This is a genomic window from Mesorhizobium sp. M0306 (assembly GCF_040321655.1).
GTDB lineage: Bacteria > Pseudomonadota > Alphaproteobacteria > Rhizobiales > Rhizobiaceae > Mesorhizobium.
In genome coordinates, this window is the sequence record NZ_JAMYRY010000016.1 from 64,418 (window position 1) to 78,934 (window position 14,517).

Below are 14,517 nucleotides of genomic sequence, written 5' to 3' on the forward strand. Positions count from 1 at the left end.
TTGGTTGCTCAGAGGCCATTAGCCCGCAAAACAAACTCGGCCCTTTTGGGCCTACGGCATGATCTCAGCCGGCTACGTCGCGATTGAGAAGCCGGCAGTCCGCTCGACACCGTGATCGTCTCGCTCGGGTATCAAGGTGCGCGGTTGAACACCATGGCGCCTCTCTCGTCTCCGATCTTAAATCTAAGATCGGATCGGTCCCGGGCATCGTGGTCCGTCATTACCTCATCAATCTCAAGGCCACTGACCTTCGCGACTTCCTCGAACAGTTCGGGCGGGAGCGGCACCGCCGAAGCCTTCAGCTTCTCACGCAAGGCTGCTTCGCGTGACAGCCGCCGGTCATGCGCTTGTGCCACGGCTGCTCGCAGGATTGCCGGGTCGCCGGAAATTCGAGGGTCAGTCATTTGCTTTTTGTTCTGCGGCGGAGATGGCTCGGTCATTACGAACTCAATACTGCGTATCCATCAGATAGCCGGTGCGCCCGCTGCAGGCGTAGCCGGCAGGCGACTGGTGCGGTTTCAGGGAACTGTCGCGCGTCTGACGACGGAATTTTTTCTGACAGACAGGGCACTGATAGACATATGTCGGGCCACTCGACGCGCGGGCCCGCGCCCTGACGGGCTGAGGGCGGTTGACGGTGATGCCCCCGAACGCCCCGCCGCCACGGGCGGGCGGAATGCTTACCGGACCTGACGGTGTAAGTTCCACTGCGTAGCGCGGCACGAACGTTTCGCTCGTCGCGCGCGCTCCGGTGATCCGGTCCACCCGGTAGCTGCGGTGCTCGTTCTTGTCGAGATTGAAGGCATGGAGGACTATGTTCCCCTCGCTCGTGCGACGCAGGGAATAGGGCTCAATGCGCCTCGTCGTGCCTTGATATTCAAGGAGGACGCGTAGCCTGTTTCCGCCGGCAAACCGGATGATCTCAAGATGCGTCTGCGCTGCGTTCGGAATATCCAGCCCGAACGTGCGCCCGTGAATGACAGACTCGCCCGCGGCCAGCGCGTACGCCGGCAGCACGATGGGCGCCTCGCCCCCGGCGAGCCAGGCAAAGAAGTCAGGCAGGACGTCCCAGAAATCGGCGACTGGCGGCAGCGCGGGCAATTGATGCGCCAGCATGTTCTCCCAGCCGCCTTCGAGTCCGTCGCGGTGGGCCGCAAGGTCTTCCAGCTTCGGAACGGCAATGCCCTTGAATTCACATTTCTGGCGCAGGACGTCGAGGAGCGCGGCCGCCTGTGGGCGCGCCTCGCTGTTCCGGAACAGGTTCACGACGTCATAGAGATCGCGCGGCCTCGTTCGCTCGGCGAGGGCCCGTACCTTCTCGCCGAAGGCCTCCTCGTAGCTGTAGGCCAACACCTCAAAGCTGGCTTCCTGCGCGTCGCTATACGCGTGAAACAAGGGCACCCTGACGGGCGGCAGGACGATCCGCTCGTCGGCTGTCAGATCGAGCTTGATGCGGGGCAGGCGGATCACGGCGACGTTTGGAGAGACCGGCCCCTTGTAGCTGAGCTTGCCCTGGCACGAGACGTTGCCGCGCGGATTCTTGAAAAGATCGAAGCTCTGCCCTTCGGTTGGCATTTCGAGGCCCGACCGCTCGTAGACCCACTCGCCGATCTCGGCGAAAACCCGTTTGAGGAATGCCTCGTCAAGGTGCGCCGCATCCGCCAGAGTAAAATCGAGATCCTCCGAAAAGCGATAGGTCTCGAAGTAACATTTCTTAAGGCACGTCCCGCCTTTGAAGACCCATTTCTCCCGCAGTTCGTCGTGAGCAGAGATCCCCGCGAGCGTCCAGCCAAGGACATAATCCTTTTCGACGACGTCCGGCCGCAGGCCGACCTTGGCCGCCGTCTCCAGAATCTCGGCCTTACTGATCATCGCCGGACACTCCGATCCAGTCTGACGGAACCCGAAGCTTCCACCGTGTCACGACGCGTTCGCAGGTCAGCGCAGGGTCGAGTTTGGCGTAGCCCTTCGTCAGGCGAGATCTGCATGCGAGCACCAGCGCCCCCCCGAGCGGATGTCGCTCCGCCAGGAAACCCAGCCTTTTGAATACAGCGCCGTTGGCAAGCTGATCGGCATAGATGATCAACTGATCCGGCTTGCTCTCGTCCTTGCGCAGGTATCGATCAAGACATTCCGTCACATGCTGAATACCGCCGCCGCTTGCCGGATCGTCCAACATGTCCAGCATGGTGCGGTCAACGTCGGAGACGCTGACTTTCGTGTGGCCGCGCCAGACAGCCTTTGTGCCGAATATCCGGGCCTCGGGGATTTGACGCAGCGTGAACAGCGCGCCGCCGCTTTCCTTCGAGCGTTCGCGTATGGGACGCGCGGTGTAGACAACAATGTCGCGGAAAAGCTGCTCGGTCAGATCCCAATATTCGGCGGCTGTGCGGCCCCCAATGTAACCGGGCCCGAACAGCGACGGAACCAAAAGCCACGCATCTGCTACAGCCTGATCGCTGCCGCGCATGTCCAGAGAAACAGGGGCATATAGACCGCTGCCGACCCGCTGCAGCCAACCCTGCGCAGCCCATGCTGACAGGGTTTTGGCTGCCTTGTCCCGGGAAACGGCGAGCACGCGCGCGGCGTCGTCGATGTGAATGACATCGCCAGCGGCTCGTATGACGGCTGTCAGCTTAGGCTGTTTCATAGTACACTGTTGATGCTGTTTTTCAGCTAATAGGCGAATTTCGACATTCTCAGTATACCACAATTGCGACGCAAAGTAACTGCCGAACACTGTAAGCGCAAAAATTCGCGAAAAAACGGAAAAATCGTTACCATAATATACCGACAGGCAGCCTTCGGCGCTTGAGGGCAGGCGTCAGCCGAGTATGGCCCGACGGGCGGAAGGCACGGCACGCGGCGCGCGGTCGCGGCGATGCAGACATTCGCGGTCAGATCAGCATCAGGCCCTTCATGCTGGCGTTTCCCTTGCGCCCGATGATGATGTGGTCATGCACGGCGATGCCCAGCCGCTTGGCCGCGTCGATGATCTCCCTCGTCATCTCGATGTCGGCCCGCGATGGCGTCGGGTCGCCCGACCGATGATGCATCACAACACTGCGACAATAATCATGCTATTTTTCAAATACTTGTGATTCATTCTTAGAACGTTGGTGCCGTTAATGGGACATGTATTGAGTGACCGCCTGTGATATTCCACGTGCCGGCATGATTGCAGTTGCTCAGTACTCCGACGTCCCGATCAACCATGGATTCCGAACGCTCATCTTGCTGGCCAACGCACCTAGGAACGGCTGATCTCCGCGCCGGCGACTGCCGGCGCTCTAAGGAAAGAACGGCGTATAAACCGCAACCCTGCGTGCGTCCGCAACAGCGGACGATTGTCGCGCGCGGGATGGAGGAAATTCGCTTCCGCCGCGGACGGTGAACGGGACAGCCGTAGGAGCGTCAGCATAGCGCCAGCCGCAGGACGGGACGCGGGACCGACTGTCCCCGTCCGCGGTGGTCCGCATGCTGCATCAGGGATGGAAGCCGCCCGGCCGAGACCGGATGCGGGCTCGGTTTACGACAGCCCGGCCACCGATCGGCGGCGATGCTCACTGGTTGCGACCCTTCGCTAAGACACTTCGGCACGGCTCCCGCATCGGCGAGCCTGAACGCAATTTGGCTAAAGAACTCGACAACGCGCCCCAAACTGGGATGGCTAGGCGCTCAATCTTCGTTATTCCTGCCGAAGCTACGCTGCCGTAGTCTCGCGCCCCAGCCGGCGCTTGCCGCCGCGACATAGATCATCGGTCACAAGACCGTAGTAATTCAACGGCAGATTGCGTTTCGTCGCTAGCAACAATATCGTGGCGTCGCTGGACTGAATTTCGCGAGGGGTCGAGAATGTATTTCCGTCTACGTTCTCTCGGTTTAGCCATTGCTGGTGCCACAACAGCTGCGTTTCTTGTCTCGACAATGGCGGTGGCTCAGGAAACGCCGGTGTCCGCGGTACAGGGCGCTGACCACAGATCCCCCGTCGCAGGCGGAGGGGTTTTGACCGTATCAGGCGCGGTGACAGAGCTGTTCGGCGACGGTTTCTTCCTTCAGTCCACGGCACCCGACAACGATCCAGCCACCTCGGATGGCCTCTATGTCTTCCTGCGCAACGTCGCGGGCTTCCCAGCCCATGACGTCGGGAGCCTCGTCACGGTGACGGGACGCCCCGTCGAATTCCAGCCCTTCACCGAAGGCTTTCCGCCCAACCGCACCGTGGTTGCCTGCGGGACGATTGAAACGTCGACCATCCCAAACGAAGACCGAAAGTCTTACCTCACGATTACCGAACTTACCAATGTCACGGCGATGACCGTAAACGGCACCGCTGCCGTTCCCGCGCCGGTGCCGCTCATGCCGCCGGGGGCAACGGCCTCCATCGCTTTTGCTGACATTCCGAACACGCCGTTCGATCCGGCAAATCATCCCCGTGACTACTTTGAATCCCTCGAGGGCATGCGCGTCAGTATCGATGATGCGTTGGCCGTGTCCGCGCGGGACAACAAGATCGTCTATGTCGCTGCACGCGCGAACCTGCAGCCAGGCGAACTGACCGTCGACGGCCTGCCTATCAGTATCCCCGGCCACGTCTTTCCTGAAATCATGCGCGTTCGCTTGCCGGCGACTCAACCAACGATCGTCGTCGATCCTGGAACGCGCCTTGGCGACCTCACGGGCGTCGTCACCTACGAAAATGGCGAGTACATGGTGGCACTCGACCACGTCATCGATCCGGCATCCCTAACACAGCCTGCCGCGCCCGAAGCGCCGCCCGCCCCCGTGCAGGGTTTGCGCATCGCGACGTTCAATGCCGAGAATCTCGACGCGAATGACCCGCCGTCGCGCTTCGCTGGCATTGCTGAGCAGATCGTGGGATCGCTCGGCGCGCCGGATATCCTTGCCCTGCAAGAAGTCCAGGACGACGATGGTGTTGGTGTCACGATGACGGTCACCGCGGGTGCCACCCTCGCGAAGCTAATTGCCGCGATCGGGGCCGCTAATGGCCCTGCTTACGAGATTGTTGCGCTCGATCCACTGGTGCCCAATGCCGATGGTGGTCAGCCTGGTGGCAACATCCGCAACGTCTATCTCGTCAAGAGCGGGGCTGGCGTTGTGGTCGGGGCAGTCGAGCGCCTGTTCGACACAGCCGACCGGTGTGAGGAGGATGTAAATCCGTTCTATCAGTCGAGAAAGCCGCTGCTGGCGACACTCACAGTGAACGGGACGCCCTACGTCTTGCTAAATGTCCACCTGAGCTCGAAGGTCGGGGACCAGGGGCTCTACTCGAATGCGGAAGATCCCGTGCCGCAGTCGTCGGCAGGGCGACGCGCGCAGGCGAAAGCCATCGTCGCTGAGTTGGAGTCACGTTTTGGCACGAACCCGCCCCGGATTATTATCCTCGGCGACTTCAACGATGTCACAGAGGCCGCCACGCTTGCTCCCTTCGAGGCGGGCAGCCTTGGCCTTACTATGCTCCCGGACAGCCGGGGCGAGAACTACACCTTCTCGTCGCAGTTCCACGGCCTGCGGGAGGCTATCGACCACATAGTCGTGGGCGGTAGCCTGTCGTCGAGCGACGTCACCTCGATCACCTACCTGAACCTCAATGCCGACTTCCGTGACCAAACGAGCGACCACAATCCGGTCGTCTTGACGCTCAACTAGCCGCCCGTGTTTGGGGGCCATTCTGTGTGCTCCTGCGTGATCATCGCGCTCACTCACTCGCGTCCATCGTGAGTTGCTTCGATGCACGGCACACCACGATATTTTTGTTGTCCCACCTCTCAAGTTCCTCGATCGGATACAGTACCGCTTTTCCGATTTTGACGTAGGCCGGGCCGATCCTCATGGCTCGCCAGTTTCTCAGCGTCCCAACAGAGATGCTACCGCGGTAGCGTTCCGAGACTTCCTCAACCGTCAGATATTTCATCGGGGCCTCCAAATGTTCGCCGGAGGCTGCACCGCTGGTGGCATCCCAACCGCTGCCTGCGAGCAGGCTCGGGCACGCTCCCGAACCATTGATCATACAGTCGCAAGGCTATGACTGAGGTCTCTGCACGAGAAATGGAAGGCTCGGAGGAGGGGAGTAGTCACAACGGATATGGCCGGATAGAAATCGGATGGCCTGCTGACCAAAATCGAAAGCCGTGAGGCTCGGTCGCGTCGGCTCAGGCTTAACGCGCAACTGCGCTCATTATGGTTTGGACGGATAGGGTATAGGAAACCAGAACCCTGCCGGTTTCAATAGCATGTTGGTCTGCTCGGTTTGATAGCCAAGCTCGGCGCTGCGGGTGCGATAGGCTAGCCAGGCCGGATCCTTATACAGCGCGGCCCGCCGCCTTTCCCGGTCGGCTGCGTCTTCATATCGCCAGATATGCACGTAGGAGTTCACGTCGCCGGTCTCGACGGTGCCATAGAACATCGGTTCGCCGAGATAGCGACTTTGCGTCGGATGGCCGTTGCGCTCGTAATGCTCGAGCTGACCGGCAAGCGTTCCCGGTCGTACACGATAGGTGCGCAGGTCGAACAGCATCAGGCTTTAGCTCCAGGCGCCGGCAGGTCAAACGCGACCGTTGCCTGCTCGGCGATGTGGTTTGCGATCGGCATCGCCGAAGTGGCCGCCGGCGAAGGCGCGTTGCAGACGTGAATGGTGCGTGCGGTCTGCCGGATGAGGAAGTCGTGTATCATGGTGCCATCAGCCATCACAGCCTGGGCCCGTATGCCCGGGCGATAAGGCGTCAAGTCGGACAATTCTAGCTCGGGGCAGTATTTGCGGCAGAGCTCTAGATAGCCGCGGCGGTAGAAGGAATTGCGCATCTCGGTCAGGCCTGACTTCATATTCGCCACGATCAGACGCCGGAAACCCGAGAAGCGTAACATTTCGGCCAGATCGCCGGGGCTGATGTCGGTGCGGGCATAACCATTGCGCGCCAGCGCCAGCACAGCGTTGGGGCCGACGGTGACGTAACCGCCTATCATCCTTGTCAGGTGCACGCCCAGGAAGGGTAGCGCCGGATCGGGGATCGGGTAAATCAGATGCCTGACGATATCGTCCTTGTCCTTCCTCAGCCGGTAGTACTCGCCGCGGAACGGCACAATCTGGAAATCGACAGCCATGCCGCACAGCCGGGCCAGCCGATCGGCCATGACGCCGGCGCAGACGATAACATTCTTGGCGTGAATGATGGTGTCCTTGGCGCCGACCTCGACGCCGTTTGCGACTTCGCGCAGATGATCGACCTCGAAGGAGCGACGCACTTCGCCACCGGCCTCGCCAAAGAGTTCGGCCAGGCGGCGGGTGATCGCGCCATAGTCGACGATGCCGGTGGTGGGCGTGAACAAGGCGCCGACACCGGCGATGCGCGGCTCGCGGCGCTTCAGCTCCGTGGCGTCAAGACGCTCGATTGCGATGCCGTTCTGTTTGCACCGCTCTTCCAGAGCGTTCATCCGCTCAAGTTCCATGGCATCGGTGGCCACAAGCAACTTGCCACACTGCTCGTAGGCGAGCCCGTGATCGCGGCAGAACCCGATCGTGGCATCCACACCCGCCTTACAGAATCGCGCCTTCAGGCTGTCGGGCTGGTAATAGACGCCTGCATGAATCACGCCGCTGTTGCGCCCGGTCTGATGCTGGGCCAGCTCGGGCTCTTTCTCGAGAAGTACCACCGTCATGCCGGGATAGCGCCGCGTCATCTCCAACGCGGTTGGAACACCGACGATGCCGCCGCCGATGAAGGCAAGATCGTATTTGTTCATGCTCCGGCTCATTTCAAAAAAAAGCGCCGGTGACGCACAGGAGCGCGCCACCGGCAGTCTGGGAGGTCGTCAGGCGATGGGCTTGATCTTCTGCTTGCCGTTCTTGCGTTCCCACTCCGCCCACGCATCGTGCTCGTTGATGTCACGCAGCGGGTTGGGGTCAGAATAGATGATGTCGGCAATTGCGTCCTTGCGCAGGAAGGCCACGCCGGGATGCTTGGCCGCGTATTCCAGAAAGCGCCCGAGGGAACGGACGCGATAGGGCCGGCCCTGGATGCGGTCATGTGTCGAGATCGCCATCATACGGCGACGGCCTGCGGCCTCCTCGTAAAGCTGGTCGAACTCGTCCTTGAGCTGAAGCTCGAAGGCCTGCGTCGAGAACCGGTAGGCCTCGAACTGGATGATGTCGTTGAGGTTCAGCGAATAGGGCACGATCGCCATGTCGCGGTCGCGAACCTTGATCAGGAACGGCTCGTCGCGGCTCACGTCGTCGATGAAGTACTTGAAGCCCAGTTCCTGCAGGATTTTGAGCGTGTTGATGGTGCCGCGCATGGCCGCGCCATTGTAGCCGATCGGCGTCTTGCCGGTCGCGCGCTTCACGCTGTCGATATTGTCCTGGATGAACTTCTTCTCGGCCTCGTAGTCGAGATCGTACTGCTGGACCCAGTCGCGCCCGTGCGCCGCCGCCTCATGGCCGCGGTCGACGATTTCCTTGGCGACTTCGGGCGCGCGGTCGACAGCCGATCCCACCATGTGGGACGTGACCTTGATGCCGTACTTGTCCCACAGGTCAAGCATGCGCTGGATGCCTTCCCGATAGCCGTACTTGTACCACGACTTGGTCGGGAAATCCGGATAGGCCGGATCCATGTCGATAAAGCCGGAGAACGGTCCACCCGGCCCGTACGGGGCTTCGCCCCCGGCCTCCATTTGCATCGAAATCGAGATAACCAGACGGATTCCATCCGGCCAAAAGGTGTTGGACATTTTTGTCTCCATGCTTGCTGCAAGCGCGAGAGGCGGCGTTCACCCCCTCTCGCAAAGAAAGACTGTTACTGGATGCCCCAGATCTTCTTGTAGGCGTCGCGGTAACCGTTATCGGGATCGTAGGTGTTCTTCGGACCACCGTCGGAGCCGATATTATCCTTGGTGACCAGGTGCACCGGCGCCACGAAGCCCGACCACTTCTCGCCGGCCAGCGCGCGGTTGATCTCGTCGACAACTTCCCAGCCATGCAAGTTCAGCGGCTCCGCCACCGTCGCGGCTTGGTAGAAATTGTCACGGATGCGCTGGAAAGCCGCTTCGCTGCCGTCGCCGGCAGAGATATTCTGCGGGATGCTGTCCTGAGCGATGCCAGCCGACTGCAGCGACGCCGACATGAAGTCGAAGGTCAGGTCGTTGATGCTCAGCGAGTAGGTCCAGTCGGCGCCGAAGCGCTGCAGCAGCGACGTGGTGAGCTGCGGCATGCGCGTGCTCGCTTCCGCCAGCGGGGTGTCCTCGACCGACAGGAGCTTGCAGCCGCCGCAGGCCTTGATCACTTCGGCCATGGCGTCGGACTTGGCGATGGCGATCGCGTAGACCGAGTCGGTGAAGATGACGACGCCGGCCTTGCCGTCCGACTGCGCGACGGCGTAGGACGCCGCTGCCTTGGCGACATTGGTCGCTTCCGTGGTGATGTTGGCGAACAGGGTGAACTCGTCAGCCGGCCCGGGGGTCGCGGTCGAATGCCAGCCGACGATCTTGATGCCGGCAGCCGAGATCTGCTTCAGCAATTCGGCCTGCTCCTTGGCGTCGATGCCGCCGAGCACAATGCCCTGCGGCTGCAACGCGATGGCCTGCTGCAGAGCCGACGAACGGCCCGAAACCGTGCCCTGCCCGTCGAGGGTACGAACCTGCCAACCGAGCGCGCCGGCCGCCTCTTCGACACCGAGGCCGACGCCACGCATGCCGCCGTTGCGCTGGTCGGCGGAGACGTAGACGATGAACTTGTCTTTCTGAGCGGCCGGGCCGGTGGTCGGGCCGGTCCACGGCGCGTTCGACTTCGCGGCGTCGGCGACGATGGCCTTCGCGGCCTCGACGCCGGCATCCTGCGCCATCACGGCCACGGGAGCGAATATGGCCGTCGACAAGGCAAGCGCCATCAGCCGACGTGAGAGCTTCAGTCTGGTCATTGCAGTTTCCTCCGTTTTGATTTGGTGGTCGCTAGTCTTTCTTCGGCCGCTGCGTGGTTTTGTAGGCAGAACCGAAGGTGCGGCGTCGTTGGGCGTACCCGGCCAGGCCGATGGCCACGAGGAGGGTCGCCCCATTGAAGAGCGGCTCGACATAGAACGCGCCGCCGAATTGCTGGATGCCGGAGATGCCGACGGCGAGGATGATCACGCCGACAACGGTGCCCCAGACGTTAACCCGGCCGGGTCTGATGGTGGTCGAGCCGAGGAAGGCGCCGACAAGCGCCGGCAGCAGGAATTCAAGACCCACGCTGGCCTGGCCGATCCTGAGCTTCGCGGCCAGGATGATGCCGGCAAAGGCGCCTATCAGGCCCGAGGTGACGAAAGCGCCGATGACGAACCGGCGGGTGCGGATGCCGTTGAGCGCAGCGGCTCTTTGATTGGCGCCGATCGCATAGAGCATGCGGCCGATTGGCAGGTATTCAGCGACGATCCACAGCGCCACCGAGATGATCAGCACGTAGAACGCCGCGATTGGCAGCCCGAACAGGTTGGTGGCGTAGATCGAGGTGAATTCCGGCGCCAGCGCGCCGATGACCTGCCGGCCATCCGTGTGCCAAAGCGCCAGGGCGTAAAGCAGCGTGCCGGTGCCCAGCGTGGCGATGAACGAGTCGATCTGGGCGATCTCAACCAGGAAGCCGTTCAGCGCGCCGAGGGCGGCGCCGCAGGCCAGCACGATCAGGCAGGCGGTGAGCCAGTCGAAGCCGAAAGTGGTCTGCAGGCTGATCGCCAGCACGTGCCACATGACGATGCCGTAGCCGACCGTCAGGTCGATACGGCCCGCCATCATTGGCACCATCGCGGCGAGAGCCAGCAGGGCAATGATCGACTTGTCGCCCAGAACGGACCGCAGATTGAGCAACGTCGGAAAGGTGCGCGGCAGGAGTAGCGAGAAGAGGATGATCAGCAACACGGTCAGGATGGGCAGACCGTAGACGGGCACCAGACGGCCGGTGCGCTGCAGAGAACTAAGGCCCGCCAGTTCGCGCGGCGTCGGTTCGAGCGCAGTCGATTTGATCGATTCCATTTCTTCCTCCCGTCTGCTTGACTATGCCGCGGCCGAAAGCGACGCCGCGTTTACCAGTGCCTCGACAGACAGTTGTGATGACTGCATTCCAGCAATGATGCGGCCACTGACAAAGACATGGACACGGTGGCAGATTGCCGTGACCTCCTCGAAGTCCGTGGAAATCAGCAGCACGCCGAGACCGCGGTCGGTTGCCTCACCGATCAGCCGATAGATTTCCGCCTTAGCGCCGACGTCGACGCCGGCGGTTGGGTCTTCTAGGATCAAGAGGCGACCGCCGATGCGCATCCACCGCGCCATAACGACCTTTTGCTGATTGCCACCCGACAGCGTCTCGATGTGAGCGGACGGTTCATTCGGTCTCAACCTCACATTGGCGCCTAGGCGCCGCGCTTCCTCGACTTCCGTACCGGGTGCGCGGAACTCCATCAGACCGCGCCCCGAGGCGGAGGGGTTGAGGAACATGTTTTCGCGGACGCTCATGCCGTGGGCTACGGATTCGGCGTTGCGGTCGCCGGCAACCATCAGCACTCCTGAGCGGATCGCCTCAAGCGGATCGCGCGCTGAATAATCTTGGCCGTCCAGCGTGACCTCTCCGTCGTCGCGGTGTGCAACACCGAAAAGCACCCTGCCGATGGCGTCCTGTCCGGCGCCGCGCAGGCCGACTAAACCGACGATCTCGCCCTTGCCGACAGTGAAGCTTACCGGGCCGACTTCGCCGGCGGTCATGCTCCGCACGTCGAGAACGGTTCCGGGAGAAACAGGAGCATCTGGCCTTACGAACACCTGGTCGTGCGGTCGACCAATGATGGCCTGCACGAGATCTTTCGAATCAAAACCCTTGGTATTGCGGTTGGCGGCCACACGGCCGTCGCGCAGGACCACGACACGGTCGGTCAGCGCATAGACCTCGTCGAGGCGATGCGAGACGTAGATTATGCCGACCCCCCTCGAACGCAACCGGCGGAGCACCTCATGCAGGCGGTCGACCTCCGGCTGCGGTAGGCTGGCCGTCGGCTCGTCCAGCACAACCAGTTCAGCCTTGCTGGCCAGTGCCCTGCTGATTGCCACCAGCGAGCGCTCAGTTCGCGTCAGGTCGCCGACGCGGTCGTCGGCATGGATGTCGCCGCCGACAATGGCCAGCGCATTGGCAGCATCCGCCGCAGCGCCTTTCCAGTCGATAAGGCCGAAACGCCGCTTGTAGCTGGTGCCGAGCATGATGTTTTCAGAGACAGTCATCCACGGTATGAGGCCGAGATCCTGATGGATGAAGGCGATCCTGCCATGCGCCGCGGCGGTATTCAGGAGTTCGCCCTTGAAGCGCATCTCGCCGGCGTCGGCACGGAACACCCCGGCCATTATCTTGATCAGGGTGGATTTCCCCGCACCGTTCTCACCAAGCAACGCGGCAATTTCTCCAGAGTGGACATCGAACGATACGCCACCCAGCGCGATGGTACCGCCAAAGCTCTTCTTGATATCGCGTACCGAGAACAGCGCGCTTTGGCCGGCGTCGGTTAAAGCGTCAAAGCGCCCAGCCATTCCACTCTCCCTTGATGCCTTTCCCCACAGGGCTCTTTCGTCCCTTGCTAAGAATGAGGGAGTGGCCGTCTTTCGGAAAATGGCCATAGATTTGAGATAATCGGCCAAAATGCAGAAAGGTATAGGGATGAATATCGTTGCGCAGGACAACTGCCCGTTTGCGGCGGTTCCGTTCGAGCAGTTCGAAATCGGACCCAAGGATCCCGAGTTCGTCTCCCACTCGGCGCGCCTACGCACACGGTCTTTCTCTCGATGAGAAAGTTCGACGCTAGTTCAGAGGCAGAGCCCGGCGGAATGCTGGTTTGCGTCGAGCAGGGCGAGGTCAGGCTCCTAGGCCCGTCTGGTCGCTGGACGCTGCCTGCCGGCTTTATGGTCTACATTCCCACCATGCGGCCATATCGACTGGTCGCCGCCAATCCAGCAACTGTCACCCTGGTCAAGTTCACGGCTTCGGAAACGGACTGGCGCCATCCCGGCTGCTGGACCGTGCCGATCCCCGTGCTCGCCCGCGAGATGGTCGGTTACTCGCGCCGCTGGAACTGCTTGCGAGACCCTGCCGACGCCCTTGCGAACTCCTTCTATGAAGCCATCGGACGCCTCTTTGCCGACTGGTTCGATCGCAAGCGGGCGATGTGGACACCGTTCGGCAAAGCGCCCGAAATGCAACGTGCGATTTCGTTTGCTCGGGCGAATTTCGACAGCGTGTGCGTTGCTGAGGCGGCATCTGCCGCCGGTATGTCCGAGAGGACGCTTCGCCGACGTTTCAGGGATGAACTCGGTATAAGTTGGCGCGAATTCATAACCGAACTGAAAATGAACAAGGCGATGGAACTGCTGCGCAACAGACAAAGTGTTACTGAAACACCTTTGCGGTTGGATTTAGCAGTTCAGGTGCTTTTACCGTGGCATTCGAAGAGTATACTGGAATGCTTCCTAGCTTATTTTCCAAGAACGCTTGCCGCACGTTCCAGCATACCTAACGACCGTCTCACCATTGGGTGATCAAATACCTGCATGAGGCAAGCCGATTCTACGGAGCTTTTGCGCAAGGAAATCGACACATAGCCTTACCTTGGCGGCGGCATGGCGGCTATGCGGGTAAACCGCGTGGATTGGCGAGGCTGGGAGCGGGAACTGAGAAAGGACAGTCACAAGGCGACCGGTTCGCAGATCGTCCGCTACGTCCCAAATCGACTTCAAAATAAGTCCTGCGCCCTGTAGGGCCCAAGCATGTGCGGTTTCCCCGTCATTGCTAGTCAGCACGCCTTTGACCTTGATAGTTTCGCCATTGGCAAAGGTCCAGTGATCCAAGATTGGATTTCCGAATGCGATGCAGTCGTGACGGAGCAAATCTTCTACTGCTGCAGGGCGGCCGCACCGCTCAAGGTATGACGGCGCAGCGCAGATAATCCGGATATTGGGCGCCAGTTGTCGAGCGACAAGACTGGAATCGGGCAAGGCACCAAAGCGGACAGCAAGATCGTAGCCGGCGTCTACAATGTTCTCGATCGTATCGCTGGAATGAAGATGAATCTGAAGCCCCTCATGCATTCGCTGGAATTCGACCAGCAATGGCGCAAGAGTTCGTCGGCCGAAGGCTACAGTCGAGGTGACACGCAGCAAGCCGGACGCTGTCTCGCGGCCGCGCGTTACCTCCAGTTCAGCCTCTTCTATATCTGACAATATGCGCGCACACCGCGCATAAAATGCCGTCCCTTCGTCGGTCAATGAAAGCCGCCGAGTCGTTCGATTGACGAGCCGCATGCCGAGACGACTCTCAAGACGCGACAGGCGTCTGCTCACGACGGCAAGCGAGAGGCTAAGCTTGCGAGCCGCGGCCGAGAGGCTGCCTGTTTCCGCTATGCTGGCAAACGCAACCATATCGATGAGATCGCCAACCATTCTTGCAGATATGACAACAAACTCTGGCGGCCGCAACATATTATTGTGCAATCAGAA

The 14,517-nt window shown here is 61.1% G+C and carries 14 protein-coding genes and 1 pseudogene; 2 read left to right on the forward strand and 13 right to left on the reverse strand.

Annotated features, from left to right (window positions below):
• Positions 1-131: 131 nt before the first annotated feature.
• The 4 genes and pseudogenes from NKI95_RS21060 to NKI95_RS21075 form a co-directional block, all read right to left on the reverse strand.
• On the reverse strand, positions 132-440 hold the full coding sequence (locus NKI95_RS21060) for a hypothetical protein (RefSeq protein WP_352719200.1): 309 nt from the start codon (positions 438-440) through the stop codon (positions 132-134).
• A 7-nt stretch (positions 441-447) separates the two neighbouring features.
• Complete coding sequence (locus tag NKI95_RS21065; protein ID WP_352719201.1) at positions 448-1,872, reverse strand: nucleotidyl transferase AbiEii/AbiGii toxin family protein; 1,425 nt, start codon at positions 1,870-1,872, stop codon at positions 448-450.
• Positions 1,862-2,740, reverse strand: a complete 879-nt coding sequence (locus tag NKI95_RS21070; protein ID WP_352719202.1) for a type IV toxin-antitoxin system AbiEi family antitoxin domain-containing protein — start codon at positions 2,738-2,740, stop codon at positions 1,862-1,864. The genes NKI95_RS21065 and NKI95_RS21070 overlap by 11 nt, the downstream gene beginning before the upstream one ends.
• A gap of 157 nt (positions 2,741-2,897) precedes the next feature.
• Positions 2,898-3,062: pseudogene (locus tag NKI95_RS21075) on the reverse strand (JAB domain-containing protein); the annotation flags it as partial.
• 943 nt (positions 3,063-4,005) lie between these two features.
• Here NKI95_RS21075 and NKI95_RS21080 point away from each other — a divergent pair.
• Positions 4,006-5,670, forward strand: a complete 1,665-nt coding sequence (locus tag NKI95_RS21080) for a DUF8508 domain-containing protein (protein ID WP_352719203.1) — start codon at positions 4,006-4,008, stop codon at positions 5,668-5,670.
• Positions 5,671-5,719: 49 nt separating this feature from the next.
• Here the strand turns inward: NKI95_RS21080 and NKI95_RS21085 are convergent, their stop codons facing one another.
• The 8 genes from NKI95_RS21085 to NKI95_RS21120 all read right to left on the reverse strand — a co-directional run bounded on the left by NKI95_RS21085 (position 5,720) and on the right by NKI95_RS21120 (position 12,778).
• Positions 5,720-5,935 (reverse strand): helix-turn-helix domain-containing protein, encoded by a 216-nt coding sequence (locus tag NKI95_RS21085; protein ID WP_352719204.1) that lies wholly within the window; start codon positions 5,933-5,935, stop codon positions 5,720-5,722.
• A gap of 264 nt (positions 5,936-6,199) precedes the next feature.
• Positions 6,200-6,538 (reverse strand): NIPSNAP family protein, encoded by a 339-nt coding sequence (locus NKI95_RS21090; RefSeq protein WP_352719205.1) that lies wholly within the window; start codon positions 6,536-6,538, stop codon positions 6,200-6,202.
• Entirely contained in the window at positions 6,538-7,761 is a 1,224-nt protein-coding gene (gene lhgD / locus NKI95_RS21095) for an L-2-hydroxyglutarate dehydrogenase (RefSeq protein ID WP_352719206.1), read from the reverse strand. Before lhgD ends, NKI95_RS21090 begins: the two co-directional genes overlap by 1 nt.
• Before the next feature lie 69 nt (positions 7,762-7,830).
• On the reverse strand, positions 7,831-8,748 hold the full coding sequence (locus NKI95_RS21100; RefSeq protein WP_352719207.1) for a polysaccharide deacetylase family protein: 918 nt from the start codon (positions 8,746-8,748) through the stop codon (positions 7,831-7,833).
• A 65-nt stretch (positions 8,749-8,813) separates the two neighbouring features.
• Positions 8,814-9,932 (reverse strand): substrate-binding domain-containing protein, encoded by a 1,119-nt coding sequence (locus NKI95_RS21105; RefSeq protein WP_352719208.1) that lies wholly within the window; start codon positions 9,930-9,932, stop codon positions 8,814-8,816.
• A gap of 31 nt (positions 9,933-9,963) precedes the next feature.
• Positions 9,964-11,016, reverse strand: a complete 1,053-nt coding sequence (locus tag NKI95_RS21110) for an ABC transporter permease (RefSeq protein ID WP_352719209.1) — start codon at positions 11,014-11,016, stop codon at positions 9,964-9,966.
• A gap of 21 nt (positions 11,017-11,037) precedes the next feature.
• A complete protein-coding gene (locus tag NKI95_RS21115; protein ID WP_352719210.1) occupies positions 11,038-12,558 on the reverse strand; it encodes a sugar ABC transporter ATP-binding protein in 1,521 nt (506 codons plus the stop codon).
• Positions 12,542-12,778: a hypothetical protein gene (locus NKI95_RS21120; RefSeq protein WP_352719211.1), complete on the reverse strand. Its 237-nt coding sequence runs from the start codon at positions 12,776-12,778 to the stop codon at positions 12,542-12,544. Before NKI95_RS21120 ends, NKI95_RS21115 begins: the two co-directional genes overlap by 17 nt.
• Before the next feature lie 32 nt (positions 12,779-12,810).
• Here NKI95_RS21120 and NKI95_RS21125 point away from each other — a divergent pair, with 32 nt between their 5' ends.
• Positions 12,811-13,560, forward strand: a complete 750-nt coding sequence (locus NKI95_RS21125; protein ID WP_352719212.1) for a helix-turn-helix transcriptional regulator — start codon at positions 12,811-12,813, stop codon at positions 13,558-13,560.
• On the opposite strand, the gene NKI95_RS21130 is transcribed toward NKI95_RS21125, so the two are convergent.
• Positions 13,561-14,460: a LysR family transcriptional regulator gene (locus NKI95_RS21130; protein WP_352719213.1), complete on the reverse strand. Its 900-nt coding sequence runs from the start codon at positions 14,458-14,460 to the stop codon at positions 13,561-13,563.
• Positions 14,461-14,517: the final 57 nt, after the last annotated feature.

Bases quoted from the DNA above. Each gene is read 5' to 3' on its own strand.
- NKI95_RS21100 (WP_352719207.1), bottom strand. From the start codon at position 8,748: ATGTCCAACACCTTTTGGCCGGATGGAATCCGTCTGGTTATCTCGATT.
- NKI95_RS21125 (WP_352719212.1), top strand. From the start codon at position 12,811: ATGAGAAAGTTCGACGCTAGTTCAGAGGCAGAGCCCGGCGGAATGCTG.
- NKI95_RS21090 (WP_352719205.1), bottom strand. From the start codon at position 6,538: ATGCTGTTCGACCTGCGCACCTATCGTGTACGACCGGGAACGCTTGCC.
- NKI95_RS21110 (WP_352719209.1), bottom strand. From the start codon at position 11,016: ATGGAATCGATCAAATCGACTGCGCTCGAACCGACGCCGCGCGAACTG.
- NKI95_RS21105 (WP_352719208.1), bottom strand. From the start codon at position 9,932: ATGACCAGACTGAAGCTCTCACGTCGGCTGATGGCGCTTGCCTTGTCG.
- NKI95_RS21065 (WP_352719201.1), bottom strand. From the start codon at position 1,872: ATGATCAGTAAGGCCGAGATTCTGGAGACGGCGGCCAAGGTCGGCCTG.
- NKI95_RS21085 (WP_352719204.1), bottom strand. From the start codon at position 5,935: ATGAAATATCTGACGGTTGAGGAAGTCTCGGAACGCTACCGCGGTAGC.
- lhgD (WP_352719206.1), bottom strand. From the start codon at position 7,761: ATGAACAAATACGATCTTGCCTTCATCGGCGGCGGCATCGTCGGTGTT.
- NKI95_RS21115 (WP_352719210.1), bottom strand. From the start codon at position 12,558: ATGGCTGGGCGCTTTGACGCTTTAACCGACGCCGGCCAAAGCGCGCTG.
- NKI95_RS21060 (WP_352719200.1), bottom strand. From the start codon at position 440: ATGACCGAGCCATCTCCGCCGCAGAACAAAAAGCAAATGACTGACCCT.
- NKI95_RS21130 (WP_352719213.1), bottom strand. From the start codon at position 14,460: ATGGTTGGCGATCTCATCGATATGGTTGCGTTTGCCAGCATAGCGGAA.